Origin of the sequence: Burkholderia sp. BCC1998, assembly GCF_905339875.1 — a bacterium.
Classification (GTDB): Bacteria; Pseudomonadota; Gammaproteobacteria; order Burkholderiales; family Burkholderiaceae; genus Burkholderia.
Genome location: NZ_CAJPHE010000006.1, coordinates 194,945 through 220,968 on the forward strand (window position 1 = coordinate 194,945; position 26,024 = coordinate 220,968).

Here is a 26,024-nt window from a genome sequence, read left to right on the forward strand (position 1 = left end):
GAACGTCGTTCCGTCACCACCTGAGCCTATACTTTCGGGATAGCGTGCACGGCCGTGCCGGTTTTCCGGCGCGGCCCGGCATCCATTCCCGAGGCATCCAAGCATGGCAAGCGCAGACAAAGAAACCGTACCCTCTACCCTCCATGCCCTCGGCGGCGTTGCACGCTCGCGCCGGACCCGGCGTATCGGCCTCGGCGTGCTGATCTTCCTCGTTTTATTCGGACTGCTCGGGTTCTTCGCGGCGCCGCCGCTGATCCGCCACATCGCCGAACAGCAACTGAGCCAGCAGCTCGGCCGGCCGTCCACGGTCCAGCGCGTCGCGCTGAACCCGTACACGCTGAACCTCGAAGCCGACGGCGTGCACGTCGGCGAGCGCGGCGGCCAGGGCGACTTCATCGACATCGGCAAGCTCGTCGTCAGGCCGTCGTGGTCGTCGCTGTTCCGCGGCGCGCCGATCGTCAACGAAGTGCGCGTCGACTCGCCGCGCTTCCATATCGTCCGTTACGACGCGCAGCGCTTCAACTTCACCGACCTGATCGAGAAGTTCTCGACGCCGTCCAAACCCGAAAGCAAGCCGACACTTTTCTCGGTGTCGAACATCCAGGTCAACGACGGCCGGATCGACTTCGACGACCGCCTGCTGAACGAAAAGCACGTGGTCGACAACTGGATGCTCGGCATCCCGTTCATCGCGACGCTGCCGTCGAAGACCGACATCTTCGTGCAGCCGAAGCTGCGCGCGCGATTCGACGGCAGCCCGATCGCGATCGACGGCAGGACGAAGCCGTTCGCGCAGTCGCGCGAGTCGGAAGTCGCACTGACGTTCGACCGGCTCGACGTGCCGAAGCTGATTTCGTACGCACCGGCGAAGCTGCCGGTGATCGTCACGAGCGGCCTCCTGAGCAGCGACCTGAAGCTGAACTTCGTGATGAGCGGCGACACGCCCGCGCTGCGCGTGTCGGGCACCGTCGATCTCAACGACGCGAAGGTGACCGACCGCGCGTCCGCGCCGCTGTTCGCCGCGCGCGGCGTGCACGTCGCGGCCGCCGGCCTCGAGCCGCTGCGCAACGTGCTGCATTTCGACGAGATCCGGCTCGACCAGCCGGTCGTCGACCTGGCGCGCGACAAGCAGGGCGTGCTGAACGTCGAGAAGCTCGCCGGCCAGCCGTCTGCCGCGCCGAAGGCGGCCGCAGGCAAGCCGGCCGCTGCCTCGTCGGCCGCTGCCGCATCGAGTGCCACCGCGTCGAGCGAAGCCGCCGCCGTCGCCGCCGCGAGCGGCGCGAAGGCCGAAGCCGCCGCGAAAGAAGCGCCGCCGCTCGATCTGACGATCCGTCATTTCGCGATCGACGGCGGCACGATCAACGTCGACGACCGCGTGCCGGCGACGCCGACCGCGCTGTCGCTGACGAAGCTGGCCGCGACGCTCGACGGCTTCACGCTGCAGGGCAAGACGCCCGCGAAATACACGCTGTCGACGTCGCTGTCGCGCGGCGGCGACCTGAAGGCCGAAGGCGCGTTTAATCTTGCGGCGAAGCAGGCCGACACGAAGCTGACGGTCGATGCGCTCGCGCTGCCGGCGCTGCAGCCGTATCTCGGCGAGGCGACCCGCGCGCGCGTGCTCGACGGCACGCTCGGCGCGAGCGTCAACGCGAAGGCCGACTGGGGCAAGACGCCGCTCGACGCACAGGTCGCGGACAGCACGGTTAGCCTGAAGTCGCTGAAGCTTGCGACGCCGGACGCGAAAGCGCCCGCGATCGTGCTGCCCGACGCGAGCGCGAAGATCACGAAGGTCGACGTCGCCGCGCGCAGCGCGGAAATCGCGAGCGTCGACGCGACCGGGCTCGCGATCGACGTGAAGCGCCTGAAGGACGGCAAGATCGACCTGGCGGCGCTGGGCGAACCCGCGCAGGCGGCGGTGCCCAGGCGCACGGTTGCGCGCAAGGCCGCGGCGGCCGCGCCGTCGTGGCATTACCGGATCGACGCGCTGAACGTGAAGGAATCGTCCGCGAACTTCACGGACCTGTCGACGCCGCGCCCGGTGAAGCTCGCGATCAAGCCGCTCGACCTGTCGGTGCAGAAGATCAGCGACGACCTGACGAAGCCGCTGCCGGTGCAGCTGAAGGCGACGCTGAACCGCAAGGGCTCGGTGAACGTGTCGGGCGACGTGACCGCGCAGCCGCTGAAGCTCGGCCTGAAGATCAACGGCAACCGCCTCGACGCGGCCGCGTTCGAGCCGTACTTCGGCAGCGCGCTGAACGCGACCATCGCGAGCGCGCTGCTCAACGCGCAGGGCAACCTGACGTTCGCGCAGGTGAAGGACACGCCGCGCGCGACCTATCGCGGCGACGTCGCGCTGGTCGACGTGCGGATGCTCGACAAGGCGACGTCCGACCCGTTCGCCGGCTGGCGCTCGCTCGCGCTGTCGAACCTGAAGGTGAACCACGACGAGAAGGGCACCGACGTCGACGCCGCGCGCGTGACGTTCTCGAACTTCTACGGCCGCGTGCTGCTCGATGCGCAGGGTCGGCTGAACCTGAAGGACGTCGTCGCGAAGGAGACGGGCCCCGCGCAATCGCTGACGCGCGACGCGAGCAAGCCCGAACCGGTGCCGCTGTCGCCGGGCATGACGCCGCCGGCCGCCGCCGCGCAGGCCTCGTCGGCCGCGGCCGCGCAGCAGGCGTCGGCGCCGGCCGCCGCATCGGCGACGGTCGTCGTGAAGGCTGCGCCGCCGCCGCAGAATCCGGTGCGCATGCATTTCGGCGAGCTCCTGCTGCAGGACGGCCGCGTGACCTACACCGACAACTTCATCAAGCCGAACTACACGGCGAACCTGGTCGCGATCAAGGGGACGGTCGGCGCGTTCGGCACGGACTCGACGACGTCCGCGCCGGTCGACGTCGCCGCGAACCTCGCGGGCAACGGACCGATCTCGATCAAGGGCTCGGTGAACCCGCTGATCGACAAGCCCGCGCTGGATCTCACGGCGACCGCGCACGACATCGAGCTGACCAACCTGACGCCGTATTCGGCGAAGTACGCCGGCTACCCGATCACGAAGGGCAAGCTCAACGTCGACCTGCACTACCAGCTCGCGAACGACCAGCTTCAGGCGAACAACCACATCTTCATCGACCAGCTCACGTTCGGCGATCACGTCGAAAACGACACGGCGACCAAGCTGCCGGTGAAGCTCGCGATCTCGCTCCTGAAGAACACGCGCGGCCAGATCGACGTGAACCTGCCGGTGTCGGGCTCGCTGTCGAATCCGGAGTTCAGCGTCGGCGGGCTGATCTGGCGCGCGGTGCTGAACCTGATCGCGAAGGCCGTCACGTCGCCGTTCACGCTGCTCGCGAATGCGTTCGGCGGCAGCGGCGGCGAGGATCTCGGCTACGTCGAGTTCGCGCCGGGCGCGTACGAGCTGACCGACGCGCAGCAGAAGAAGCTCGATACCGTCGTGAAGATGCTGACCGAGAAGCCGTCGATCCGGCTGGACCTGATCGGCCGCGTCGATCCGGCGAAGGACACGCCGGGGCTGCGCGACGCGTACGTCGAACGGCTGGTTCGCCAGCAGAAGCTGAAGGACGTGGTCGGCCAGGGCGAGAGCATCGATCCGATGTCGGTGAAGGTCGAACCGGCCGAGTACACCAAGTACCTGACGCGCGCGTACAAGGACGCCGACTTCAAGAAGCCGCGCAACCTGATCGGCCTGCAGAAGACGCTGCCCGATGCGGACATGAAGCAGGCGCTCGCCGATCACGCGCCGGCCGACGACAACGCGCTGCGCGCGCTCGCGCAGCAGCGCGCGCAGGCCGTGCGCCAGTACCTCGACGGCAAGATCGATGCGAGCCGCATGTTCGTCGTGGCGCCGAAGCTCGATGCGAAGGGCATCGAGGACAAGGGCGCGACGACGCGCGTCGACTTCGGCCTGCAGTAAGCGTTACGCCATCATCCGCCGCCGCCGCGTCCGATCGGCAATCGGGCGCGGCGGCGCGCGTCCCGTCAGCGCACCTCGATCGCCGGTTCGCGCTTGTCCAGTTCCTTCCTCGCGGCCAGCGGCAGGCGCGCATCGTCCCAATGCGTGAGCCATTCGACTTCCTTCGCGGTGAATACCTGGCCGTAGTTGCGCAACGCGTACTGCAGCGCGTCGACGACGTGGTGGCGAATGATTTCGGGGGTGCGTGCATCGTCCAGCACGAACCGGAGAGCTTCCAGGGTCGACATACTCGTGCTCCGGGTCAGGGAAAACCCTTTATCACACGCCAATAGTCATACGCCAAGCACGAAAAAAATTCGCGCGGCGGGCGACGGCGCGCACCGTGCACCGACCCGGTGCGAACCGCGGACGCACACGTCGCAGCGCGCGCCGGGTCGCGTTCTTTTGCGACCGCGTCGTGTCACTTGCGATTGGTTACGTTTGACAGAAAACAGAAAGCCCCGCTTCACGCGCGCGCCCCACGGCGCGGCGATATTTTGCGCGCCTGATGGCAGGTCACGCAGTTCAACGTCAATCGATGAGGTGGGGTGATGATTTCCAGGTTCGCTAAGCAACGAAAAATGGCGGTGATGGTGGCGGGCGCGCTGGCGCTCGCAAGCGCCGGCGGCTACGCGGCGCAGCAGGACGGCAACAGCCAGGGCGATGACGCCGGCCACGGCCGGCGCGTCGTGAAGCACGTGCTGCTGATCAGCGTCGACGGCCTGCACGAGCAGGATCTCGCACGCTGCATCGGCGCGAACACGTGTCCGAACCTCGCCGTGCTCGCACAAAGCGGCGTCACGTACACGAACGCCTATACGCCCGGCCTGTCGGACTCGTTCCCGGGGCTCGCCGCGCTCGTGACGGGCGGCTCGCCGAAGACGGCCGGCCTGTTCTACGATGTGTCGTACGACCGCAACCTGTACGCGCCGAGCGACACGACCTGCTCGGGCAAGCAGGGCTGGAACGTCGTGTTCGACGAGACGACCGGCATCGATGCGTTCAACGGCGGCGCGCTCGTGCACCTCGACGGCGGCGGCGCATTCAATCCGCAGGCGATTCCGCATGCGAAGGTCGACGGCCAGTGCGTGCCGGTCTATCCGCACAACTACGTGAAGACCAACACGGTGTTCGAGGCCGTCAAGGCCGGCGTGCCGAACGCCTACACCGCGTGGGCGGACAAGCACGCGTGGGGCTACGACTGGCTGAACGGCCCGTCGGGCACCGGCGTCGACGATCTGATGCGCACCGAGATCAACTCGATCGACCCGGCGACGAACACCGCCTACACCGACGTCTATTCGCACACGGCGCGCTTCGACAACCTGCACGTGCAGGCGCTGGTCAACCAGATCGACGGCCGCGATTCGACGGGCACGAAAAACGCGCCGGTGCCGACGCTGTTCGGCGCCAACTTCCAGACGCTCAGCGTCGCGCAGAAGGCGCCGGTCGCGAAGGGCGGCGGCTACCTCGACGCGAACTTCACGCCGAACGGCCAGGTCGCGAACGCGATCACGTACGTCGACAACTCGATCGGCCGCATCGTCGCCGAGCTGAAGCAGCGCAACCTGTACACGTCGACGGCCGTGATCGTCACGGCGAAGCACGGCCAGTCGCCGACCGATCACACGAAGCTCGTGAAGAACGGCGACACGCTGACGAAGCTGCTCGAAGCGAACAACTACGTCGACCCGAACGGCAACTTCGGCCAGAACAACACGACGACGGGCAACCTGAACGACGGCTCGGGCCTGGTCGGCACGGGCTTCGTGCAGACTGACGACGTCGGCCTGATCTGGCTGCGCGACCGCAGCCAGCGCACGGCCGTGGTACAGACGCTGAAGGCGAACCTCGGCTGCAACGCGCCGGGGATCTGCGCCGACGGCCCGCAGGCATCCATCCTGTACGGCGCGGCGCTGGCCGACCGGTTCGGCGATCCGGCCAACGGCCGCACGCCGGACATCATCGTCCAGCCGAATCCGGGCGTGATCTACACGTCGAGCACGAAGAAGGACGAGGAACACGGCGGCAACGCGCCGGACGACAGCCACCTCGGCCTGCTCGTGTCGTACCCGGGCCTCCATCGTGCGCGTACCGTGAGCGATGTGGTCGGCACGAAGCAGGTCGCGCCGACGATCCTCGGGCTGCTCGGCGCCGAACCGAAGCTGCTGCACGCGGTCGTGGCCGAGAACACGCACGTGCTGCCGGGGCTCGGCATCGACCACTGACGCAACGGGACGGGCGGCACGGCGCCGTGTTACCGGCGCCGCCGTGCCGTCCGGGCGTGCCCGGCCATGCCGGGCACGCTCAGCGCTCCGCGCATGCGCCGAGGATCCATTCCCTGAAGCGCCGCAACGCGGCGCTCGTCTCCAGGCGCTCCGGCGCATAGCACAGGTAGTGCCCCTGCGCATCGACGTCGACGGGCGCGTCGAACGGTTCGACGAGCGCGCCGCTCGCGAGCGTGTCGACGATCAGGAAGCGCGGCACGAGCGCGAGCCCGAGCCCGGCTTGCGCGGCCTGGATCAGCACCGAATACTGTTCGAAGCGCGGCCCGGCCAGCGCGTTCATCCGGGCGACGCGATGGCGCTCCGCCCAGAGGGACCACGCGATTTCCGCCTGCTCGTGCACGAGCCGCGGCGCGGCGGCCGTGTCGGCGGGCGTGCGCAGCGCATGTCGCGCCGCGAATTCGCGGGAACAGACCGGCACGAACGTGCGGCCGTCCAGGTAATCGCAGCGGACGCCTTCCCATGCGCCGTCGCCATAGCGTATCGCCGCGTCGAGTCCGAACGGAAACACGTCGCCGTGCGCGAGATGGCGGCGAAAACTCAGCGTGACGTCCGGCGCGCCGGCCAGAAAGCGCGCGAGGCGCGGCACCAGCCACTTCGTCGTGAATGTCGGCACGCTTGCGATCGTCAGCAGGTCGCTGTCCTCGCGCGCGCTCAGCAATTCGATCGACGCGTTGCCGATCTCGCGCAGCGGGCCGATCACGCGTGCGTGATAAACCTGCCCGGCCCGCGTGAGCGCGAGATTGCGCCCCTCGCGCACGAACAGCTTCACCCCGAACAGCGTCTCGAGATTCGCGATCTGCCGGCTGACCGCGCTCGGCGTCAGGCCCAGCTCGCGCGCCGCATACGAGAAGTTCAGGTACTTCACGGAAGTCGCGAACGCGTGCAGCTCCGCGACGTTGGGAAACAGGTGCTTCACGGCGAACTATTCCTTGCGCGCACAGATCGATGCGGGCGTTGTACGTTTTTTTCATGACGATGCCATGTCGGATCCGCACACTGCGGCCGTCATGACAACGCGTGCCGGCCCTGCCCGGCGGGCGTTGCGTGACTCGTTCCGTGTCCGTCAGCGAGATTCGCCATGCATCCGCCAGCCGCTCCGGCCCTTGCCGAAGCTATTCCGATTCGTCGTAACAAACGGCCGCGCGCGATCGCGGGACGCCTGCTGCTGCAGGCGCTCGTCGCGGTCTTCGGGCTGTACCTCGCGTTGCCGATCGTGCTGTTGCTGATCGGCTCGGTCGGCCAGTCGTGGACGAACACGCTGCTGCCGACCGGCATCACGTCGCACTGGTTCGCGGACCTGGCCGCGAATCGCAGCTTCACCCGCGCATTCGGCACGAGCCTCGTCGTCGCGCTCGCGTGCTGCGCGATCAATGCCGTGCTGGCGCTGCCGCTCGCCTATGCGCTGCATCACCGCGCACTGGCCGGCCGCGGCTTCGCGGCGCGCATCGTGATGCTGATGCCGATCGCGGTGCCGGCGCTGACACTCGGGTTCGGCTACATCGCGATTTTCAGCGGCGATGCGCTGCCGTGGCTCGGCACGCTGCCGCTGATGATCGCCGCGCACGCGGTGCTGACGCTGCCGTACCTGCTGCAGACGCTGCTGAGCGACCTGCGCCACCTGGGGCTCGCGCATCTCGAGGCGTGTGCGGCGACGCTCGGTGCGACGCCGCTGCGCCAGTTCTTCACGGTCGTGCTGCCGAACCTGCGGCACAGCCTGTTTTCCGGCCTCGTGATGGTCGCCGCGCTGTCGATCGGCGAATTCCAGATCTCGAACCTGATCGCGGGCTTCCGTTACCGCAACTATCCGATCGTGCTGCTGCAGGCGTTCTACGGCGCGTCCGGGATGGCCTGCGCGGCGACCGTCGTGCTGCTCGTCCTTGCCGTGCTCGCGACGCTCGCTTCCGTCCTCACCGTGCCACGCCTGAAGTGAAACCGTCATGAGTCTCGATTTCGAAAACGTCAGCTTCCAGTATCCGGGCGCCCGTCACGGCGTCGACGCGGTCACGCTGTCCGCGGCCCAGGGCGAACTGCTCGCCGTGATGGGCCGCAGCGGCTCCGGCAAATCGACGCTGCTGCGCCTCGCCGCCGGCCTGCTCGACGGGTACGGCGGCCGTATCGCGATCGGCGGCCGCGACATGGCCGGCGTGCCGGTGTGGCAGCGCGAGGTTGGGATGGTGTTCCAGCACTACGCGCTGTTTCCGAACCTGTCGGTCGTCGACAACGTCGCCTACGGCCTGAAGATGCGCGGCATGGCCGCGGCGCCGCGCCGCCGCCGCGCGCTCGAGATGCTCGAACGCGTCGGCCTCGCCGCGCAGGCCGGACGCAGCACGGCGCTGCTGTCCGGCGGGCAGCAGCAGCGCGTCGCGCTGGCTCGCGCGCTCGTGATCGAACCGAAGCTGCTGCTGCTCGACGAGCCGCTCGCGGCGCTCGACGCCGGCATTCGCCACCAGCTGCGCGACGAGATCCGCGCGCTGCAGCGCGCATGCGGCGCGACGACGCTGCTCGTCACGCACGACCAGGACGAAGCGCTCAGCATGGCCGATCGCGTGGCGATCGTCGACGGCGGACGCATGCTGCAGGCCGGCACCCCGCGCGACCTGTACGAGCGTCCGGCGACCGCGCAAGTCGCGCGTTTCGTCGGCCATTCGACGCTGCTGCGCGGCCGCGTGCTCGCGCATGGCGCGGTCGACGTGCGGTTCACGACGCTGCGCGCGGATACGGGTGCGCACCGGCCGGGCGACCCGGTCGAGGTGCTGATCCGGCCCGAACACCTGCAGCCCGATCCGCCCGAGTCCGTCGCGAACCGCATCGACGGCCGGGTCGGCGAGGTGCGCTACTTCGGCGCGACCCAGCGTTTCGACTTCGTACCGGCCGGCACGACCGACGCACTGCTCGGCGAAGGGCGCGAACTGCCCGCGCGCTGCGTGTCGATCGAGCCGCGCCATCTGCTCGTGCTGCCCGCCGCGTGAGCGCGGGCGACCCATTCATTCAACGGAGAATCACGATGTCTGCACGCCGCCACTTTCTTCATGCGACGCGCCGCCGCCTGCTGGCGCTCTGCGCGTTCGCGACCCTCGCGCCCGCGCTGGCCCATGCCGCGCCGCTGTATCCCGGCGAGGACGCGCTGTACGAGAAGGCCGCCGACGAAGGGCTCGTCGTGTCGTTCGACACGGGCCCGGAATGGGCGAACTGGAAGTCGCTGTTCGCCGAATTCCGCAAGCGCTACCCGAAGGTCGAGATCACGTACAACGACATCGGCTCGGCCGCCACGGTCGTCGCGCTCGACAAGTCGCGACGCCGCCCGCAGGCCGACACGGCGTACTACTTCGCGGCATCGGCGCTCGATGCGACGGCCAAGGACGTCGTCGCGCCGTTCAAGCCGGTCAATTTCGACAAGCTGCCCACGGTGTTCCGCGCGGCCGACGGCCGCTGGTTCGCGGTGCATTCGCTGAACATCGCGCTGCTCGTCAACAAGAAGCTCGTGAAGAACGTGCCGCAGCGCTGGTCGGACCTGCTGAAGCCCGAATATCGCAATGCGGTCGTCTATCTCGATCCGCGCTCGACCGGGCAGGGGCAGGTCGCCGTGTTCGCCGCCGCCTATGCGAACGGCGGCAGCGTCGACAACCCGAAGCCGGGCGCGGATTTCTTCGGCAAGCTGAAGCAGGCGGGCAACGTGCTGCGTGTCGAGGGGACGACGCCGTACGCGAAATTCGTCAAGGGCGAGATTCCGGTCCTGATCGGCTACGAGAACGACGGGCTCAAGGCCAAGTACGCGGACGGCATGGGTGACGCGGCCGAAGTCGTGATTCCGCAGGACGGCAGCGTGTCGGCGCCGTACGCGATGAGTCTCGTGAAGAACGGCCCGAATCCGGCCGCCGCGCAGCTGTGGCTCAACCTCGTGATGAGCGACGTCGGGCAGGGGCTGTTCGCGCAGGGCTTCGTGCGTCCGGCCGTGCCCGGCACGCCGGTCGCGCAGGATGTCGCCGCGAAGCTGCCGAACGCGCCGCAGGTGCGTCCGCTCGACGTCGCGAAGGCCGCGGCGCACAAGGCCGAAGTCGACCAGCTCTGGTCGCAGGCCACGCTCGGCAAGTAAGGGGCGCGCGATGCGGGTTTCGTCCATGCAGCGCGGCGTCCTGCGCCGCTACGGCGCGGTGCCGGCGGCCGGGCTGTTCGCGGTGTGCTTCGTGCTGCCGCTCGCCGCGCTCGTCGGCGCCGCGTTCGACGGCGGCGGCCGTGCGTTCGCCGCGGTGTTCGGCGATCCGCTCGTCGCCGACGCGATCGTGCGCTCGCTGGCGCTCGCGATCGGCGCCGGCACGCTGTCGGTCGCCGTCGGCGTGCCGGTCGCGTTCGTGCTGGCCGGGCAGTCGCCGGCGCGGCGCCGCTGGTCGCTCGCGCTGCTCGGCGTGCCGCTTGCCTTCTCCGGCCTCGTGATCGCGTACGGCTTCATCCTCGTGTTCGGCCGCGCCGGCTTCGTGACGATGCTGCTGGCGTCGCTCGGCGCGGACCCGACCGTGGTCGGCGGCGCGATCTACACGATGCCGGGGCTCGCGTTCGCCTACGCGTACTACCTGATCCCGCGCGTCGCGCTGATGCTCTACCCGGCGCTCGCGAATCTCGACCGGCGGCCGCTCGAGGCGGCGCTGACGCTCGGTGCCCGGCCGTGGCGCGCGTGGTTCGACGTCGCGTGGCGCGAGCTGTGGCCGTCGATCGCGTCGGCGTGGTGCCTCGTCGGTGCGATCGCGCTCGGCACGTACGGCACGGCGCTCGCGCTGGCCGGCACGCAGGTCAACATCCTGCCGCTGCTGATGTACCTGAAGCTGTCCGACGGACAGACCGATTTCTCGCAGGCCGCCGTACTGTCGATCGTGCTGACGGCGCTTTGCACCTGCGTTCTTGCACTGGGGGAAGGACTTGCACGGCAACGACGTCATTGAATGGTCGGACGACACGCGCGCCGCGCTGGCGCAGCTCGCGCAGCGACAGCGCGGCGCACGCCGGCACCGGATGCCGGTCGGCGTGATCGGGCCGCGCGACGCGACCGACGCGCAGCTCGCCGTCGCCGAGCGGATCGCGCACGCGATCGCGGGGACGGGCATCGCGATCGTCGGCGGCGGCAAGCAGGGCGTGATGGAGGCCGCGGCGCGCGGCGCGCGGGCCGCGGGCGGATGCGCGATCGGGCTGCTGCCCGAGGACGATGCGCGGGACGCGAATCCGTACCTGTCGGTCGCGCTGCCGACCGGGCTCGGCATCACGCGCAATGCGCTGATCGCACGCGCGTCGCTGTGCCTGATCGCGGTCGGCGGCGGTCTCGGCACGCTGTCCGAAATCGCGCTGGGGCTGCAATGGGGCAAGCCGGTGTTCGCGATCTGCGACGCGCCGCAGGTGGCGGGCGTCGAGCGTTTCGACGAAGCGGATCCGCTCGTCGCGCAGGTTGCGCGATGGCTGTCCGGTTCGGCGTAGGTCGGCATCCCGGCTGACGGGAACACGCGGACGCGCGTGCGGATCGGCATGCGGCACACGTTCCGGGCGCGGCGCGGTACCTTCTCCAGCGATTCCGATACGGCTCTCGCGCGATGCGAGGGCCGTTTTTTTACGGCCGGCGGGTGAAGAAGGCGAGGGCGGTGCGGGCGTTCCGGCGCGGGGCGTCGGCTGCGTGCCGGGCGCGCGCCGGCTTGAAATGGGGGGCGTCACGCGCCATATTGGCCGCGTACGCTGTTCTTCAACGATGCGAAAAGGAAATCCGATGCGTCTGCTGCTTGCCCTCTTGCTGCCGTGGTTCCAGTTTTTCACGATCGGCCGCCCGATCGCCGGCGTGATCTGCCTGATCCTGCAGCTCACGATCATCGGCTGGCTGCCGGCCGCGATCTGGTCGGTGTATGCGCTGAGCCAGTACAAGACCGATCGCAAGATCGAGGCGGCGCTGCGCGAGCGGCGGTAAGCGGCGGCAGTTTCCCTCGACCGCTGCTTCCGGAGTTCAAGGGGCTCGATTCCTATTTCGGTAGAAATTTATATAATTCAGCTACGAAGAACGGCATGATTTGTATAGATTTCTGCTGAAATGAACGCTTCCTGCACGATGGATGCACTGCGCTAGGCGAGGGCGACACGATGGACAAACGCTATAACGCGATGTCGCTTCCCGATCAGCTCGCGTTGCGCCGGCAAGCGATCGAGGACGTTCTCGCGCATCCCGAGTGGTCGCTGCGCGAATCCGTGCGTCATCTGAAGCAGACGATGCGGCTGACGAGCGCCGAAATGGCGAAGCTCGCCGGTGTGTCGACAAAGACGATTCAGGATATCGAGCAGGGCCGCAGCGACGGGACGGTTCAGACGATGAACCGTATATTCGGCATGCTGGGATTGAAGCTCGGCGTAGTGCGGCGGGCGCCGCAATAACGCACGCGGAGGAAGAGGCAGCGGATCACGCATCCATCGGGCGATCGATGCGCGCCGCGCCCGGGCCGCGCGCGTGACGCGATCGCCCGGCCGGCGCGCTGCCTTTTACTTCACCGCGAACAGCGTCAGGTTCATGAAGATCTTGAACGCATAGCCGAGCGTGACGGCGCCGAGCACGCCGCCCGCCCACAGGACGACGAACCACATCCAGCCGCGCATCCGCGGCCGCGGCGCGTCGGGCCGGCGCGCGGCGGGATCAGTGGTGGTAGTAATGCTGGTCTTCATGGCGCACCTTGCCTCGGAATACCCAGTAACCCATCGTCGTGTAGGCGATGATGATGGGGAGGATAACCGCTGCGCCGACCAGCGTGAAGGTCTGGCTCGACCGCGGCGCCGCCGCTTCCCAGATCGTCATCGTCTGAGGAATCGCATACGGGAACATCGTGACGAGCAGGCCGACGTAGCCGAGCAGCACGAGTGCCAGCGCGAGCACGAACGGCGTCATGTCGTGCCGGTTGCGTACCGCGCGACGCATCCACACCGCGCACCCGGCGACCAGGAACGGCACCGGCAGCAGGCGCCAGAACAGCCCCGAATCGAACCAGCGTTGCGCGACCGACGGATCCTGCAGCGGCGTCCACAGGCTGACGACCGCGATGAAACCGAGCAGCACGACGGTCAGCGGCCACACGACGCGATGCAGGCGGCGCTGCAGGTCGCCTTCCGTCTTCGCGACGAGCCAGCAGCAGCCGAGCAGCGCGTACGTGACGATCAACCCGAGGCCCGTCAGCAGGCTGAACGGCGTGAGCCAGTCGAATGCGCCGCCGGCGTACACGCCGTCCTTCACGTCGATGCCCTGCAGGAACGCGCCGAGCGCGATCCCCTGGAACAGCGTCGCGCCGGCCGAGCCGCCGATGAACGCGAGATCCCACAGCTGCTTCGTGCGCCGTGCCTTCGCGCGGATCTCGAACGACACGCCGCGGAAGATCAGGCACACCAGCATGAAGATCAGCGGCAGGTACAGCGCCGACAGCACCGTCGAATACACGATCGGGAACACCGCGAACAGCCCGGCGCCGCCGAGCACGAGCCACGTCTCGTTGCCGTCCCACACGGGCGCGACGGTGTTCATCATCAGGTCGCGTTCCTTCTCGTCAGGGAAGAACGGGAAGACGATGCCGATGCCGAGGTCGAAGCCGTCGAGCACGACGTACATGAAGAGCCCCAATGCGATGATCGCGGCCCAGATTACGGTGACGTCCATAGGTTTTCTCGTTTGCGAAAGTGGGTGGGCTCAGACGGTCTCGATCAGCTCGTCGACGGCCGACATCGGGCGGCGCGCGGTGTGATCGGGGCGCGTGTCGGGCTCGCCGTGCCGCGCGTCGTGCTTGACGTCGGGCAGCGCGGGGCCGGCCTTCATCAGCTTCAGCATGTAGTACACGCCGGTGCCGAACACGAGGAAGTAGACGATCACGAACGTCATCATCGACAGGCTGACCTGCTGCACCGACAGCGGCGACACGGCCTGCGCGGTGCGCATCACGCCATACACGACCCACGGCTGGCGGCCCGCCTCGGTCGTCACCCAGCCCGCGAGCAGCGACATGAAGCCGGTCGGGCCCATCACGAGCGCGAGGCGCTGGAACCACTTCGATTCATACAGGCTGCCGCGGCGGCGCAGCAGCCACGCGAGCGCGGCGAGGCCGATCATCGCGAAGCCGAGGCCGACCATGATCCGGAAGCTCCAGAACACGACCGTCGAGTTCGGACGATCCTCGGGGCGGAATTCCTTCAGCCCGCGGATCTCGCCGTCCCAGCTGTGCGTGAGGATCAGGCTGCCGAGGTGCGGCACCTGCACCGCGTAGCGGGTCGTTTCGGCCTTCATGTCCGGAATGCCGAACAGGTTGAGCGCCGTGCCGCCCTTTTCGGTTTCCCACAGCCCTTCGATCGCGGCGATCTTCGCGGGCTGGTGCTTCAGCGTGTTGATGCCGTGCTGGTCGCCGATCACGGCCTGCAGCGGCGCGAGCACCAGCAGCAGCCACAGCGCCATCGAGAACATCTTCTTCACGCCCTTGTCGCGGCGACCCTTCAGCAGGTGCCACGCGCCCGTCGCGGCCACCACCAGCGCGGCGACGATGAACGCGGCGATCGCCATGTGGAACAGGCGGTACGGGAACGACGGGTTGAAGACGATCGCGAACCAGTCGGTCGGCACGATGCGGCCGTCGACGATCTCGAAACCCTGCGGCGTCTGCATCCAGCTGTTCGACGCGAGGATCCAGAACGTCGAGATCAGCGTGCCGATCGCGACCATCAGCGTCGCGCCGAAGTGCGCGCGCGGGCTGACGCGGTTCCAGCCGAACAGCATGATGCCGAGGAAGCCGGCTTCGAGGAAGAACGCGGTCATCACCTCGTACATCAGCAGCGGGCCGGTGACCGAGCCGGCGAAGCTCGAGAAGCCCGACCAGTTGGTGCCGAACTGATAGCTCATCACGACGCCGGAAACCACGCCCATCCCGAACGCGACCGCGAAGATCTTCGACCAGAACAGGCAGAGTGTCTTGTAGTACTGCTTGCCGGTCTTCAGCCAGCGATATTCGAGCACGGCGATGAAGCTGGCGAGGCCGATGCTCAGCGCCGGGAAGACAATGTGAAAGGAGACGGTGAACGCGAATTGCAGGCGGGCCAGATCGAGGGCCGAAAATGCGGTGTCCATACCAGTTGACCGAGGCTTGACGATACCCGCCGGCGGGGTGCCGGCGGACCCCGGCCGGAGGGGGGCATCGGGGTTGGCTGGAGTATGTGCCGCGATGTTGCGCCGCGAAATGCGCCAACTCGTCGCAGATGTCCAGCCCGGCGCGCGCGGTTTCGGGATAAATCGTTGATTCGTATCAAGATCGCGGCGCGCGCCGCAGGTGGCGGTGGCGTGGCGGTCTGCCGCACGTGCGGCAATATGGCGCGTCGCATCACGGGAACGATGCGGCGTGCGCGCAGGTGCCGCGCGTTGGCACGCGCGGCCTATGCTGCTGCCGATGCCGATGCCGATGCCGATGCCGATGCCGATGCCGATGCCGATGCCGATGCCGATGCCGGGTGTCCGGCCGCCGCCGCGTTGTTGACGATGCCGCGCCGGCGTGGACCGCGTCGCGTCGTGCCGGTTGTATCCGGATCGTGCACCTGCGGCGCCCGGTCACGTGGCTTTCGCCCGGCGCGAAGCATCGGCAAGCGCTGCGCGAATTGCGTACACTCTGAGTCTCGTTTCGGCAGGGCCGGGCGCATCGGTACCGGTCCGCGTTCACTCAGGGCACGAAGATGATCGATTTACGCAGCGATACCGTGACACGTCCGAGCCAGGCGATGCTGGCCGCGATGACTGCCGCAGAAGTCGGCGACGACGTATGGGGCGACGACCCGACCGTGCTGCGCCTGCAGGCGGTCGCGGCCGAGCGGGCCGGCAAGGAAGCCGGCCTGTTCTTCCCGAGCGGCACGCAGAGCAACCTCGCCGCGCTGATGGCCCATTGCGAACGCGGCGACGAATACATCGTCGGCCAGCTCGCGCACACCTACAAGTACGAAGGCGGCGGCGCGGCCGTGCTCGGCAGCATCCAGCCGCAGCCGATCGAGAACGCGCCCGACGGCACGCTGCCGCTCGCGAAGATCGCCGCGGCGATCAAGCCGCTCGACAATCACTTCGCCCGCACGCGCCTGCTCGCGCTCGAAAACACGATCGGCGGCCAGGTGTTGCCGGACGGCTATGTGCAGGAAGCCGTCGCGCTCGCGCGCAGCCGCGGGCTGGCCACGCACCTCGACGGCGCGCGCGTGTGCAATGCGGCCGTCGCGTCGGGCCGTCCGATCGCGGAACTGTGCGCGCCGTTCGATACCGTGTCGATCTGCTTCTCGAAAGGGCTCGGCGCGCCGGTCGGTTCGGTGCTGGTCGGCAATCGCGCGCTGGTCGAGCGCGCGCAGCGCTGGCGCAAGGTGCTGGGCGGCGGGATGCGGCAGTCGGGCATTCTCGCGGCGGCCTGCCTGTATGCGCTCGACCACAATGTCGAGCGGCTGGCCGACGATCACGCGAACGCCGCGCATCTCGCGGCAGGCCTCGCGCGCATCGAGCCGGTGAAGGTGCTGTCGCATGCGACGAACATGGTGTTCGCGCAATTCCCCGAAGCCGATTGCGCGCCGCTCGAGGCATGGCTCAAGGCGCGCGGGATCCTCACGCAGATGCTGTACGCGTCGCGCTTCGTCACGCACTGCGACGTGTCGCGCGCGGACATCGATACCTTCATCGATGCGGTCGGCGCGTATTTCGCGCAGCGGCGTACGTAAAGCCGAATGCGCCGGCCGGCGGGGGGCGCCGGCGCGTCGTGGCGCGAAGCAGGAGCAGGGAGGCGACGGGGGCGGCGATGCAGCCCGTCTGTCGATATCTGGCGTGCCGGCGGGTTTACGCTTGCCCGAGCATGTCGGCGGGCGGCGTGCCGTCGCGGAACAGTGATTTCAGTTGCGTGCGCAGTTCGGCGCTGTCGGTGTGCTGGTGCACCGAGACCGCGTGTTGCACGGCGGCCTCCAGCAGTTCGTCGTCGGAGTCGGCGGAAATTGCGACCGAGCAATTCATCGCGCTGGGAAACTCGCGGCAATCGATATAGCGGCGGGGCATGATGTTCTCCTCACGGGAAAGGGAACGGCCGGATGTGCGTGATCGGCCGCGCGGCGCGTTCGCGGGGCCGATGGAAAAAGTATAGGCGGCGCGGCGGCGTTTCTCCTGGCCACGCATGCCGCGCATGCCGCGCGACGTGCCGCGCCGGCGGTGTCGATCACCCGTTCGTCACGGCAGCGGCGCGAGCAACCGGCGCGCCGCTTCGACCACCCGTGCGGACAGCGACGCCATCGTCGGCGATTGCACGGTCCATGCGTGCCAGTACAGCGTGATGTCGGTCGGATGCAGCGGCGCGAGATCGACGAGCCCCTGCGCGTCGAGCGGTGCGCCGCCGAGCAGCGGCTCCGGCACCATCGCGTAGCCGAGCCCGTGCCGCACCGCCGCGAAATGCGCGTGCGTGCCCGGCACGTAGTGGCACGGATACGCGCCTTCGGGCAACCCGAACTTCTCCTTCAGGAACGAGGACTGCAGCGTGTCGCGCCGCGAATACGCGACGACCGGCGCATGGCGCGCGCCCGTGCGGTTCAGGCCGCGCGGAAACCAGCGCAGCGCGAACGCGGCGGCCGCGAGCAGCCGGTAGCGCATCGTGCCGAGCGGCGTCGCGACGCAGCCGCGCATCGGCTTCGGCTCGGTCGTCACGCAGCCGACGGCCATCCCGCTTTCGAGCAGCGCGAACGTGTGGTCCTGGTCCTCGACGATCAGCTCGAACAGGATGCGCTCGCCCGCGAGCACCGACGTCAATGCGGGCAGAAACCAGGTGCCGAGGCTGTCGGAGTTCAGCGCGATCGTGACCGAGATCGGCGATTCGCGCTCGGTCGCGAGCGTGCTTTGCAGGTCGGCCTGCAGCAGCGCGACGCGGCGCAGGTGCTGCAGCACGCGCTGCCCGGCCGCCGTCGGCCGGCACGGCCGCGTGCGCAGCACGAGCGGCGCGCCGAGGCTCGCCTCCAGCGCGCGGACCCGCTGCGTGACGGCGGACGCGGTCACGTGCAGGCGCACGGCGGCCTGCTCGAAGCTGCCGGTGTCGGCGACGGCCAGCAGCGCGGCGGCTTGCTTCGGATCGATCGTCAGAGACATGTCGACGCAATTCTTGTGAACGTAAGACGAGAACAGGCGGTAGTGTAAGGCAGCACGCGCGACGGACCGGATGCGGCGTGACGTCTCGCCGCGTGCAACGACGCCGGTGGCGCGCGTGTTTTGAACTACGCTGTATGAACGTGTGCGCCGCGAGCCGGCGCCACACGCGGTGCGGGTTGCACGACCCGCACCCTTCACCCGACCGACACGCCCAGCCGACGGAGCGACTTCGCGATGATCTTCCGGCAACTCTTCGACCCGCAATCGTCGACCTACACGTACCTGCTCGCCGACCGCCCATCGCGCGAGGCGCTGCTGATCGACCCGGTGTTCGAGCAGGTGCGCCGCGATGCGGCGCTGCTCGACGAGCTCGGGCTGCGGCTCGTCGCGACCGTCGATACGCACGTGCACGCCGATCACGTGACGGGTGCGTGGCTGCTGAAGCAGCGCACCGGCAGCGCGATCGCGATTTCGGCCGCGAGCGGCGCGCAGGGCGCCGACCGCTACCTGAACGACGGCGATCGCTGCGCATTCGGCCCGCGCTACCTGACCGTGCGCGCGACGCCGGGCCACACGAGCGGCTGCATCAGCCTCGTGCTCGACGATGAATCGATGGCGTTTACCGGCGACTGCCTGCTGATTCGCGGCACCGGCCGTACCGACTTCCAGCAGGGTGACCCGCGCGCGCTGTATCGCGCGGTGCACGGCCGGCTTTTCACGCTGCCGGCCGCATGCCTGCTGTATCCCGCGCACGACTATCGCGGGCTCACGGTCACGAGCGTCGGCGAGGAGCGGCGCTTCAATCCGCGCCTCGGCGGCGATCTCAGCGAGGACGATTTCGCGGGCTACATGCGCAACCTCGGGCTCGCGCATCCGCGCCAGATCGACGTCGCGGTGCCCGCGAACCTGCAGTGCGGACTCGCCGCGAATGCGCCCGACGTGCAGGCGGCGCCCGACTGGGCGCCGCTCGTCTATACGTTCGCCGGATTCTGGGAAATCGATCCGCAGTGGCTCGAGGATCACCTGCCGGCGGTGCAGGTCGTCGACGTGCGCGAGCCGGACGAATTCACCGGCCCGCTCGGCCACCTGCCGGGCGCGACGCCGATTCCGCTCGGCGAACTGGCCGCGCGCACCGGCGAACTCGCGCGCGACCGGCCGATCGTGACCGTGTGCCGCGCGGGCGGCCGCTCCGCGCAGGCGACCGTGATCCTGCTGAAGGCCGGCTTCGATGCCGTCGCGAACCTCGGCGGCGGGATGCTGCGCTGGCGCGGCGAAGGCCGCGTCGTGATGGATGGCCGGTCGTAGCGGCGCGATGCCGCGCAACGGAAAAAAAATGTTCGGCCCAGTGTCGATTCGGCCCGGCGCCGTTCGTCGTCAAAGTATCCGATCACGTGGCGCCGCATGACGCGGCGCCGAAACCCCGAGAGACCCGCGATGACGCCGACGCTTTACGCCCATCCCTTTTCGTCCTATTGCCAGAAGGTGCTGACCGCGCTGTACGAGAACGGCACGCCGTTCGACTATCGCGTGCTCGCGCACGACGATCCGAAGCCGATGCAGGAACTGGCCGCGCTGTGGCCGCTGAAGCGCTTCCCGGTGCTCGTCGACGCGGGCCGTACCGTGATCGAGGCGACGATCATCGTCGAGTATCTCGATCTCTACCATCCGGGCCCCGCGCGGCTGGTGCCCGACGACCGGCGCGCGGCGCTGGAAGTGCGGATGATGGATCGTTTCTTCGACAACTATGTCGCGACGCCGCAGCAGAAGGTCGTGTTCGATGCGTTGCGGCCGGAACCCGAGCGCGATGCGCGGGGTGTCGCCGATGCGCGCGCGATGCTCGAAACGTCGTACGCATGGCTGGATCGCACGATGGCCGATCGCGAATGGGCGGCCGGCGACCGCTTCAGCCTCGCCGACTGCGGCGCGGCGCCGTTCCTGTTCTACGCGGACTGGACGCACCGGATCGATCCATCGTTCGCGAACGTGATCGCATATCGCCGGCGGCTGCTTGCGCGGCCGTCGTTCGCGCGTGCGGTCGACGAAGCGCGGCCGTATCGCTCGTTCTTCCCGCTCGGGGCGCCCGACCGCGACTGACGTGCGCGGCCGCCGTCGCCGCGGCGGCGACGATCCGGACGGCGGCGCGCGCCGGGCGCGATGCCGCCGCGCAGGGCCGGCAGCGTGTGCCCGGATGTCGTGTCGACAGCAGCGGATGCATGGCGGCGCCGTCCCGTTACATCGCCGTATGCTTGACCGACTGCGCGAGCGTCAGCAGTTCGTCGAACTGCGTGATCAGCTCGAAGCACAGCAGGAACGCGAGCGTATAGGCCGGCGCGGGGAAGCGCCGGATCGCCTCCAGCACCTGCGGCGCGAAGCGCGATCGAATCGCATCGCGCGTCAGCAGCCACGCGAGCGCGATACCGATCGCGGCGCCGGCGATCAGGTCGGTCGGGTAGTGATAGCCGAGATACGCGCGCGGCACGCAGATGAACACGACCGCGTACAGCAGCGAGAACACGCCCGCGCGTCGCGCGATGATGAAGATGCCCGTCGCGATCGCCATCCACAGCATCGCGTGATCGCTCGGAAACGAACTCCAGGCCTGCAGCGTGGCCGCACGCAATTCCTCGGACGGGAAGTGCAGGTGCAGGTCGGGGTTGTAGATCGGCCGCACGCGGAACGGCAGGACTTTCGCGAGCAACCGGCCGAACGCGAGCGCGACGAGCCCGCTCGCGACCGTCGCGATGACCAGCTCGCGTTGCCGTTCGCGCTGCGGTCCCGGCTGGAACCACAGCCAGCACAGCACGGGGATCAGGACGAAGCCCTTGAACGTATAGAGGCCGGCGATCACGCGGATCGCATGATTCATCAGCGGTCCGAACGTAATGTGGGTGAGGAAGATCTGGATCGTGGTGTCGAAATTGTTCATGTTCTGCGACCCCGGCGGACACGCAGCACAGGACATGCGACCGGCAGGGATCAGGAAGCGCGCTCGCACCGGAGCGCAATGGGGGGCAAGTATGTCACCGGTAATTTCGAAGAAAATGGGAAAAAATACCGGGAATCCCCTGAGAACACGTCCTTTGCCGATGGGGCCGGATTGCGGAGGGCCGTGCGGTGCGGCCGTGATAAATGATCCGATGATTGCGCGCGGACGCCGGGCGCGGGCGAAAAAATAATCGGTTGAACTGCGCAATCCGGCGACGCGTTCCGAGTATTGCATCGGATGAACGAATGCCGACTGTCTCTCGCACGAATCGGCCGTGCCGCGCGGGGCCGCACAGCACCGATCGAAAATAAAAGAAAAGGCGGGCAAGCCCTGCGAACCCGCACGTCTTCCAATCGCACTGCCGAAAATCGACGGCGCCACGTGCGCACGGCCAGTGCCGCTGGCGACGTTGTCGGCGCCGGCGCGATCACCGCATGCCGGTCAAGTTGCGCGAGCAACGAACCGCCGAGCGCGGCGCCGCCCGCCATCCCGATGAACATGCCGAGAACAGCACCGCGTCGAGGCGGCTGCGCGTCGAACGACGCGACACGTGAGCCGCCAGCGCCGCGGCGCGCCGTCAGCCGCGCCGGATGCCTTCGGGCAGCGCGCTGATGCGGCGCACTTCGGGCGAGTCGAGCCACGCGCGGGACGTCGCGCAATCGACGAACATGTCGGTCGCATCGTCGCCCCAGAACAGGTCGCCGTCGAGTTCGAAGGTCGGCACGCCGAACACGCTATGCGCGATCGCCTGATCTGTGTTCGCGCGCAGCGCGTCCTTCACCGCTTGCGCGTCGACGGCCGTCACGCCTTCCGGAAAGCCGACCGCCTCGCACAGCGCGGCGAAACCCTCTGGCGTCGATACGTCCTGGCCGTCGCGCCAGATGTGCCGGAAGATCCGCCGGATCGCATCGGGCGTGTTGCCCATCGCGATCGCGAGACGCAGCGGCCGGATCGGGTTGAACGGATGCGCGGGCGGCATCCGGAATGGAATGCCGAGCTTGTCCGCGCGGTACTGCGCGTGGCGATAGGTGAAGATGCGCTTTGCCGCGATCTCGGCCGGCGCTTTCTGGCCCCAGTGCGTGAGCACGGCGCCGAGCACGATCGGTTTCGGCTCGTAGGCGGCAGCCGGCGGCAACTCGTCGAACCGTTCCTGCTGCAGGTAGGCGAACGGCGAGACGAAATCGAAATACCAGGTGGCGGTGCGCGGGGCGTTCATCGTGGGTTCCCTTGTGCGTGTCCGGACGGCAGTGGCATGTGCCGCGCCGGCGGGCGGCGCGCTGCATGCGGCAGCGGCCAGTGTCGCATGCGGCCGGCGTTTGCGCTGCCGCGTCGCGGACGCGCGTGCCGGCTAGGGCTGCGCGGGTTCGTCCGCCGCCGCGGTGAAGCGCGCGAGACTGTCGCGCACGGCCTGCGCGTCGTAGCGCGCGCCGGCGCCACCGAGCGCGACGGTCGCCTTCTGCGCGAGCGGCAACAGCAGCGCGAGCGCCGCGGCCATCGCCGGCGCGGCGGCCAGCCGCGATTTCGGCCCGGACACCGTGAGCGCGCCGACGCAATCGCCGGCCGCGCCGAACACCGGCACGGACGCCGAAGCCGTCTCCGGGTCGCGCTCGCCGTACGACGCGGCCCACAACTGTTCGCGTATGTCGTTCCAGCGTGCATCGTGCGGGTCGGTGAACGCGAGCAGCACCTTCCCGGACGCTCCCTGGTGAACCGGAAACTCCTCGCCGACCCGGATCGACACGCGCACCGTGCGCGTGGGTTCGACACGATAGAGCACCGAGCGCATCTCGCCGTGGCGCACGTAGAACGACGCCGTTTCGCCGAGTTCGCGGCTCAGCGTCTCGAGCAGCGGCTCGACGACCGGGCCGACCCGGAACGAACGCTGGTACAGCGCGGCGAGCCGCAACGGCTCGTGTCCGATCGCGTACTGGCCGTCGTCGAGCTTGCGCATGAAGCCGCCGTGCTCGAGCGCGGCGAGCAGGCGCAGGATCGTGCTCTTGTACAGCCCGGTGCGGCGCGACAGTTCCGCGAGCGACAGCCGGTCGTCGGTTTGCCCGAAGGCATGGAGGATCGCGAACGCGCGATCGAGGACGGCGACGCCGCTGGAGGCGTCGGCCGACGAGTCGGGGGCGGCGCCGGTGGGTTCTGCGGGGAGCGAGGTCGGAGGCACGGCTTGCAGGTCCTTGGGTGACGGTCGATCCACTATATCGTTCTGTCTGATAGAACACAAGTTCCAAAAAATCGCAATTTCACGGGTATACCCCGCTTACAGGCGATTCGACGCGCCTCTAAAGTTCCGTCAAACAGAACGTTGTTCTTTTGGATAGAACTATGAGGTGTCGAATGAGCGTTTCCGGGTATCCAGAGGTGCTGGTCAGCGAGGTCGGGCCGCGAGACGGCCTGCAGAGCATCAAGGCCGTGATGCAGACAGCCGACAAGCGGCGCTGGATCACCGCGCTCGCCGCGGCCGGCCTGCGCGAGATCGAGGTCGGGTCGTTCGTGCCCGCGCGGCTGTTGCCGCAAATGGCCGACGTGCGGGAAGTCGTCGCGCATGCGCTGGCGATTCCCGGGCTGCACGTCGCCGCGCTCGCGCCGAACCTGCGCGGCGCCGAAAGCGCGTTCGAGGCGGGCGTCCACAAGCTGACGTTGCCGGTCTCGGTGACCGAGGCGCACTCGCTGGCGAACATCCGCAAGACGCCCGCGCAGATGATCGACGAGGTGCGCGCGATCGTCGCGCTGCGCGACGCGCGGTTTCCGTCGGTGCAGATCGAGGCCGGCGTGTCGGTCGCGTTCGGCTGCACGCTTGCCGGCGCGGTCTCCGACGACGAGACGATCGCGATGGCGGCTGCGATGGCCGAATGCGGGGTCGACGAGATCGGTCTGTCCGATACGAGCGGCTATGCGAATCCGGTGCAGGTGCGCCGGCTGTTCGCGCGCCTGCAACGCGAAGTCGGCGACAAGGCCGGCGGCGCGCACTTCCACAACACCCGCGGGCAGGGGCTCGCCAACGTCGTTGCCGCGCTCGACGCCGGCGTGACGACGATCGACGCGAGCCAGGGCGGTCTCGGCGGCTGCCCGTATGCACCGGGCGCGACCGGCAACATCGTCACCGAGGATCTCGTGTTCCTGCTGGAGTCGATGGGGATCGACACGGGCATCGACGCCGATGCGCTGCTCGCCGCGCGCGCGATCCTCCACGCGGCGCTGCCTGCCGAGCCGCTGTACGGCCACGTGCCGGACGCGGGGCTGCCGAAGGGATTCCGTTACGCGGACGGCCGTGCGCCGTCGGCGGCCCAGCCGGAAGGTTGCCTGACGGGAGTCGCGCAATGAACGATCGCCAACCGGCCGCGGCGCTGCCGTACGAAGGCGTGCGCGTGATCGAGATGACGCACATGGTGATGGGCCCGACCTGCGGCATGCTGCTCGCGGATCTCGGCGCGGAAGTCATCAAGATCGAACCGATCGCGGGCGACAGCACGCGTGCGCTGCGCGGTTCCGGCGCGGGCTTCTTCGGGATGTTCAACCGCAACAAGAAAAGCCTCGCGGTCGACGTGAAGGATCCGCGCGGGCTCGAGATCGTGCGGCGGCTCGTCGCGACGGCGGACGTGTTCAGCGAGAACTTCAAGAGCGGCACGATGGATCGGCTGGGTCTCGGCCATGCCGCGTTGTCCGCGCTGAATCCGCGCCTGGTGTACGTGTCGCACAAGGGTTTCCTGCCGGGGCCGTACGAACATCGCACCGCGCTCGACGAAGTGGTGCAGATGATGGGCGGTCTCGCGTACATGACGGGCCCCGAAGGCCGGCCGTTGCGTGCGGGCTCGAGCGTGAACGACATCATGGGCGGGATGTTCGGCGCGATCGGCGCGATGGCCGCGCTCGCGCAGCGCGAACGCACCGGCCGCGGCCAGCAGGTGCAGAGTTCGCTGTTCGAGAACAACGTGTTCCTGGTCGCGCAGCACATGATGCAGTTCGCGGTGACGGGGCAGGCCGCGTCGCCGATGCCGAGCCGCATTTCCGCGTGGGCGGTCTATGACGTGTTTTCGGTGAAGGACGGCGAGCAGATCTTTCTCGCGGTCGTATCGGACACGCAATGGGCGCTGTTCTGCGATGCATTCGGCCTCGCCGCGCTGAAGGACGATGCGCGTCTTGCAACCAACAACTTGCGCGTGCAGGCCCGCGAGTGGCTGCTGCCCGAACTGCGTGCGCGGCTCGCCGCGCATTCGGCCGCGGAGATCGGCGCGATCTTCGAATCGATCGGCCTGCCGTATGCGCCGATCACGAAGCCGCAGGACCTGTTCGACGATCCGCATCTGCTCGCGACGGGCGGGCTCGAAGCCGTGACGCTGCCGGCCGACGCGAGCAGCGCCGGCCGGCCGGTCGACACGCGCACCGCGCTGCTGCCGCTCACGCTCGCGGGCGAGCGCCTGCGGCTGCGCGCGGCGCCGCCCGCGCTCGGTCAGGACACGTGCGCGTTGCTCGGCGAACTCGGCTATACGCCGGACGAGGCCCGGGCGCTGATCGAAGCCGGCGTCGTCGCCGGGTCGCACGGACACGGCGCGGACGGCCAACCGCCGGACGTGGCGGCCGATGCGCCTTCGGCGAACGAAGTGGCGAGCGCGTAGCGCCGCCGCGATCCATCGAACGAACAACAGG

Annotated in this window: 25 protein-coding genes and 1 pseudogene; 15 read left to right on the forward strand and 11 right to left on the reverse strand. The window is 68.6% G+C overall.

From position 1 onward, the window contains the following. Positions 1-103 precede the first annotated feature (103 nt). A complete protein-coding gene (locus U5A56_RS13565) occupies positions 104-3,934 on the forward strand; it encodes a DUF748 domain-containing protein (protein ID WP_321922810.1) in 3,831 nt (1,276 codons plus the stop codon). Between the two features lie 65 nt (positions 3,935-3,999). On the opposite strand, the gene U5A56_RS13570 is transcribed toward U5A56_RS13565, so the two are convergent. Next, on the reverse strand, positions 4,000-4,221 hold the full coding sequence (locus U5A56_RS13570) for a hypothetical protein (RefSeq protein WP_185500307.1): 222 nt from the start codon (positions 4,219-4,221) through the stop codon (positions 4,000-4,002). Between the two features lie 303 nt (positions 4,222-4,524). Between U5A56_RS13570 and U5A56_RS13575 the strand changes: the two genes are divergently transcribed. Then, the gene (locus U5A56_RS13575) at positions 4,525-6,201 is read left to right on the forward strand and encodes an alkaline phosphatase family protein (RefSeq protein ID WP_321922811.1); all 1,677 of its coding nucleotides are present in this window, start codon (positions 4,525-4,527) and stop codon (positions 6,199-6,201) included. A 79-nt stretch (positions 6,202-6,280) separates the two neighbouring features. Here the strand turns inward: U5A56_RS13575 and U5A56_RS13580 are convergent, their stop codons facing one another. Further along, positions 6,281-7,177, reverse strand: coding sequence for a LysR family transcriptional regulator (locus tag U5A56_RS13580; protein ID WP_044845028.1), 897 nt, complete (start codon positions 7,175-7,177; stop codon positions 6,281-6,283). Positions 7,178-7,339: 162 nt separating this feature from the next. Between U5A56_RS13580 and U5A56_RS13585 the strand changes: the two genes are divergently transcribed. The 7 genes from U5A56_RS13585 to U5A56_RS13615 all read left to right on the forward strand — a co-directional run bounded on the left by U5A56_RS13585 (position 7,340) and on the right by U5A56_RS13615 (position 12,657). Next, positions 7,340-8,191, forward strand: coding sequence for an ABC transporter permease (locus tag U5A56_RS13585; RefSeq protein ID WP_124529187.1), 852 nt, complete (start codon positions 7,340-7,342; stop codon positions 8,189-8,191). Between the two features lie 7 nt (positions 8,192-8,198). Beyond that, complete coding sequence (locus U5A56_RS13590; RefSeq protein WP_321797840.1) at positions 8,199-9,230, forward strand: ABC transporter ATP-binding protein; 1,032 nt, start codon at positions 8,199-8,201, stop codon at positions 9,228-9,230. Between the two features lie 35 nt (positions 9,231-9,265). Further along, positions 9,266-10,354 carry an extracellular solute-binding protein gene (locus tag U5A56_RS13595; protein ID WP_124486086.1) on the forward strand — a complete coding sequence of 363 codons (1,089 nt, stop codon included), beginning with the start codon at positions 9,266-9,268 and terminating at the stop codon, positions 10,352-10,354. Positions 10,355-10,364: 10 nt separating this feature from the next. Beyond that, complete coding sequence (locus U5A56_RS13600) at positions 10,365-11,195, forward strand: ABC transporter permease (protein WP_124486087.1); 831 nt, start codon at positions 10,365-10,367, stop codon at positions 11,193-11,195. Between the two features lie 70 nt (positions 11,196-11,265). Then, entirely contained in the window at positions 11,266-11,721 is a 456-nt protein-coding gene (locus U5A56_RS13605; protein WP_415749135.1) for a TIGR00725 family protein, read from the forward strand. 283 nt (positions 11,722-12,004) lie between these two features. Continuing rightward, complete coding sequence (locus U5A56_RS13610) at positions 12,005-12,199, forward strand: YqaE/Pmp3 family membrane protein (RefSeq protein ID WP_044848494.1); 195 nt, start codon at positions 12,005-12,007, stop codon at positions 12,197-12,199. Between the two features lie 170 nt (positions 12,200-12,369). After that, positions 12,370-12,657 (forward strand): helix-turn-helix domain-containing protein, encoded by a 288-nt coding sequence (locus U5A56_RS13615; RefSeq protein WP_044848495.1) that lies wholly within the window; start codon positions 12,370-12,372, stop codon positions 12,655-12,657. 105 nt (positions 12,658-12,762) lie between these two features. Here the strand turns inward: U5A56_RS13615 and U5A56_RS13620 are convergent, their stop codons facing one another. From U5A56_RS13620 to U5A56_RS13630, 3 genes are read right to left on the reverse strand one after another with little or no spacing between them, the layout of a single operon-like run. Further along, on the reverse strand, positions 12,763-12,942 hold the full coding sequence (locus U5A56_RS13620) for a hypothetical protein (protein WP_044848496.1): 180 nt from the start codon (positions 12,940-12,942) through the stop codon (positions 12,763-12,765). Continuing rightward, on the reverse strand, positions 12,914-13,921 hold the full coding sequence (gene cydB, locus U5A56_RS13625; protein ID WP_044848497.1) for a cytochrome d ubiquinol oxidase subunit II: 1,008 nt from the start codon (positions 13,919-13,921) through the stop codon (positions 12,914-12,916). The genes U5A56_RS13620 and cydB overlap by 29 nt, the downstream gene beginning before the upstream one ends. Before the next feature lie 30 nt (positions 13,922-13,951). Further along, positions 13,952-15,373 carry a cytochrome ubiquinol oxidase subunit I gene (locus U5A56_RS13630; protein WP_321797830.1) on the reverse strand — a complete coding sequence of 474 codons (1,422 nt, stop codon included), beginning with the start codon at positions 15,371-15,373 and terminating at the stop codon, positions 13,952-13,954. 165 nt (positions 15,374-15,538) lie between these two features. Here U5A56_RS13630 and U5A56_RS13635 point away from each other — a divergent pair, with 165 nt between their 5' ends. Then, positions 15,539-15,973: a hypothetical protein gene (locus tag U5A56_RS13635; RefSeq protein ID WP_321922818.1), complete on the forward strand. Its 435-nt coding sequence runs from the start codon at positions 15,539-15,541 to the stop codon at positions 15,971-15,973. Beyond that, entirely contained in the window at positions 15,970-16,983 is a 1,014-nt protein-coding gene (gene ltaE, locus U5A56_RS13640) for a low-specificity L-threonine aldolase (RefSeq protein ID WP_044848499.1), read from the forward strand. Before U5A56_RS13635 ends, ltaE begins: the two co-directional genes overlap by 4 nt. A 115-nt stretch (positions 16,984-17,098) precedes the next feature. On the opposite strand, the gene U5A56_RS13645 is transcribed toward ltaE, so the two are convergent. Together U5A56_RS13645 and U5A56_RS13650 are read right to left on the reverse strand one after the other, a co-directional pair. After that, the gene (locus U5A56_RS13645) at positions 17,099-17,311 is read right to left on the reverse strand and encodes a DUF1059 domain-containing protein (RefSeq protein ID WP_321922943.1); all 213 of its coding nucleotides are present in this window, start codon (positions 17,309-17,311) and stop codon (positions 17,099-17,101) included. A gap of 168 nt (positions 17,312-17,479) precedes the next feature. Beyond that, a complete protein-coding gene (locus U5A56_RS13650) occupies positions 17,480-18,385 on the reverse strand; it encodes an HTH-type transcriptional regulator ArgP (protein ID WP_044848501.1) in 906 nt (301 codons plus the stop codon). Positions 18,386-18,619: 234 nt separating this feature from the next. Here U5A56_RS13650 and U5A56_RS13655 point away from each other — a divergent pair, with 234 nt between their 5' ends. Both U5A56_RS13655 and U5A56_RS13660 read left to right on the forward strand, forming a co-directional pair. Then, positions 18,620-19,690, forward strand: a complete 1,071-nt coding sequence (locus U5A56_RS13655) for an MBL fold metallo-hydrolase (RefSeq protein WP_124486093.1) — start codon at positions 18,620-18,622, stop codon at positions 19,688-19,690. 129 nt (positions 19,691-19,819) lie between these two features. After that, positions 19,820-20,479, forward strand: a complete 660-nt coding sequence (locus U5A56_RS13660) for a glutathione S-transferase family protein (RefSeq protein ID WP_321922819.1) — start codon at positions 19,820-19,822, stop codon at positions 20,477-20,479. A 136-nt stretch (positions 20,480-20,615) separates the two neighbouring features. On the opposite strand, the gene U5A56_RS13665 is transcribed toward U5A56_RS13660, so the two are convergent. The 4 genes and pseudogenes from U5A56_RS13665 to U5A56_RS13680 all read right to left on the reverse strand — a co-directional run bounded on the left by U5A56_RS13665 (position 20,616) and on the right by U5A56_RS13680 (position 23,541). Beyond that, positions 20,616-21,311, reverse strand: a complete 696-nt coding sequence (locus U5A56_RS13665) for a phosphatase PAP2 family protein (RefSeq protein WP_044848504.1) — start codon at positions 21,309-21,311, stop codon at positions 20,616-20,618. Between the two features lie 431 nt (positions 21,312-21,742). Continuing rightward, positions 21,743-21,909: pseudogene (locus tag U5A56_RS13670) on the reverse strand (MFS transporter); the annotation flags it as partial. A gap of 39 nt (positions 21,910-21,948) precedes the next feature. After that, positions 21,949-22,587, reverse strand: coding sequence for a 2-hydroxychromene-2-carboxylate isomerase (locus tag U5A56_RS13675; protein ID WP_044848505.1), 639 nt, complete (start codon positions 22,585-22,587; stop codon positions 21,949-21,951). Positions 22,588-22,719: 132 nt separating this feature from the next. Continuing rightward, positions 22,720-23,541: an IclR family transcriptional regulator gene (locus U5A56_RS13680; RefSeq protein WP_044848506.1), complete on the reverse strand. Its 822-nt coding sequence runs from the start codon at positions 23,539-23,541 to the stop codon at positions 22,720-22,722. A 173-nt stretch (positions 23,542-23,714) separates the two neighbouring features. On the opposite strand from U5A56_RS13680, the gene U5A56_RS13685 reads away from it, so the two are divergent. Both U5A56_RS13685 and U5A56_RS13690 read left to right on the forward strand, forming a co-directional pair. Next, positions 23,715-24,701: a hydroxymethylglutaryl-CoA lyase gene (locus tag U5A56_RS13685; RefSeq protein ID WP_321922821.1), complete on the forward strand. Its 987-nt coding sequence runs from the start codon at positions 23,715-23,717 to the stop codon at positions 24,699-24,701. Further along, entirely contained in the window at positions 24,698-25,993 is a 1,296-nt protein-coding gene (locus U5A56_RS13690) for a CaiB/BaiF CoA-transferase family protein (RefSeq protein ID WP_321922823.1), read from the forward strand. The genes U5A56_RS13685 and U5A56_RS13690 overlap by 4 nt, the downstream gene beginning before the upstream one ends. The last annotated feature ends 31 nt before the right edge of the window (positions 25,994-26,024 follow it).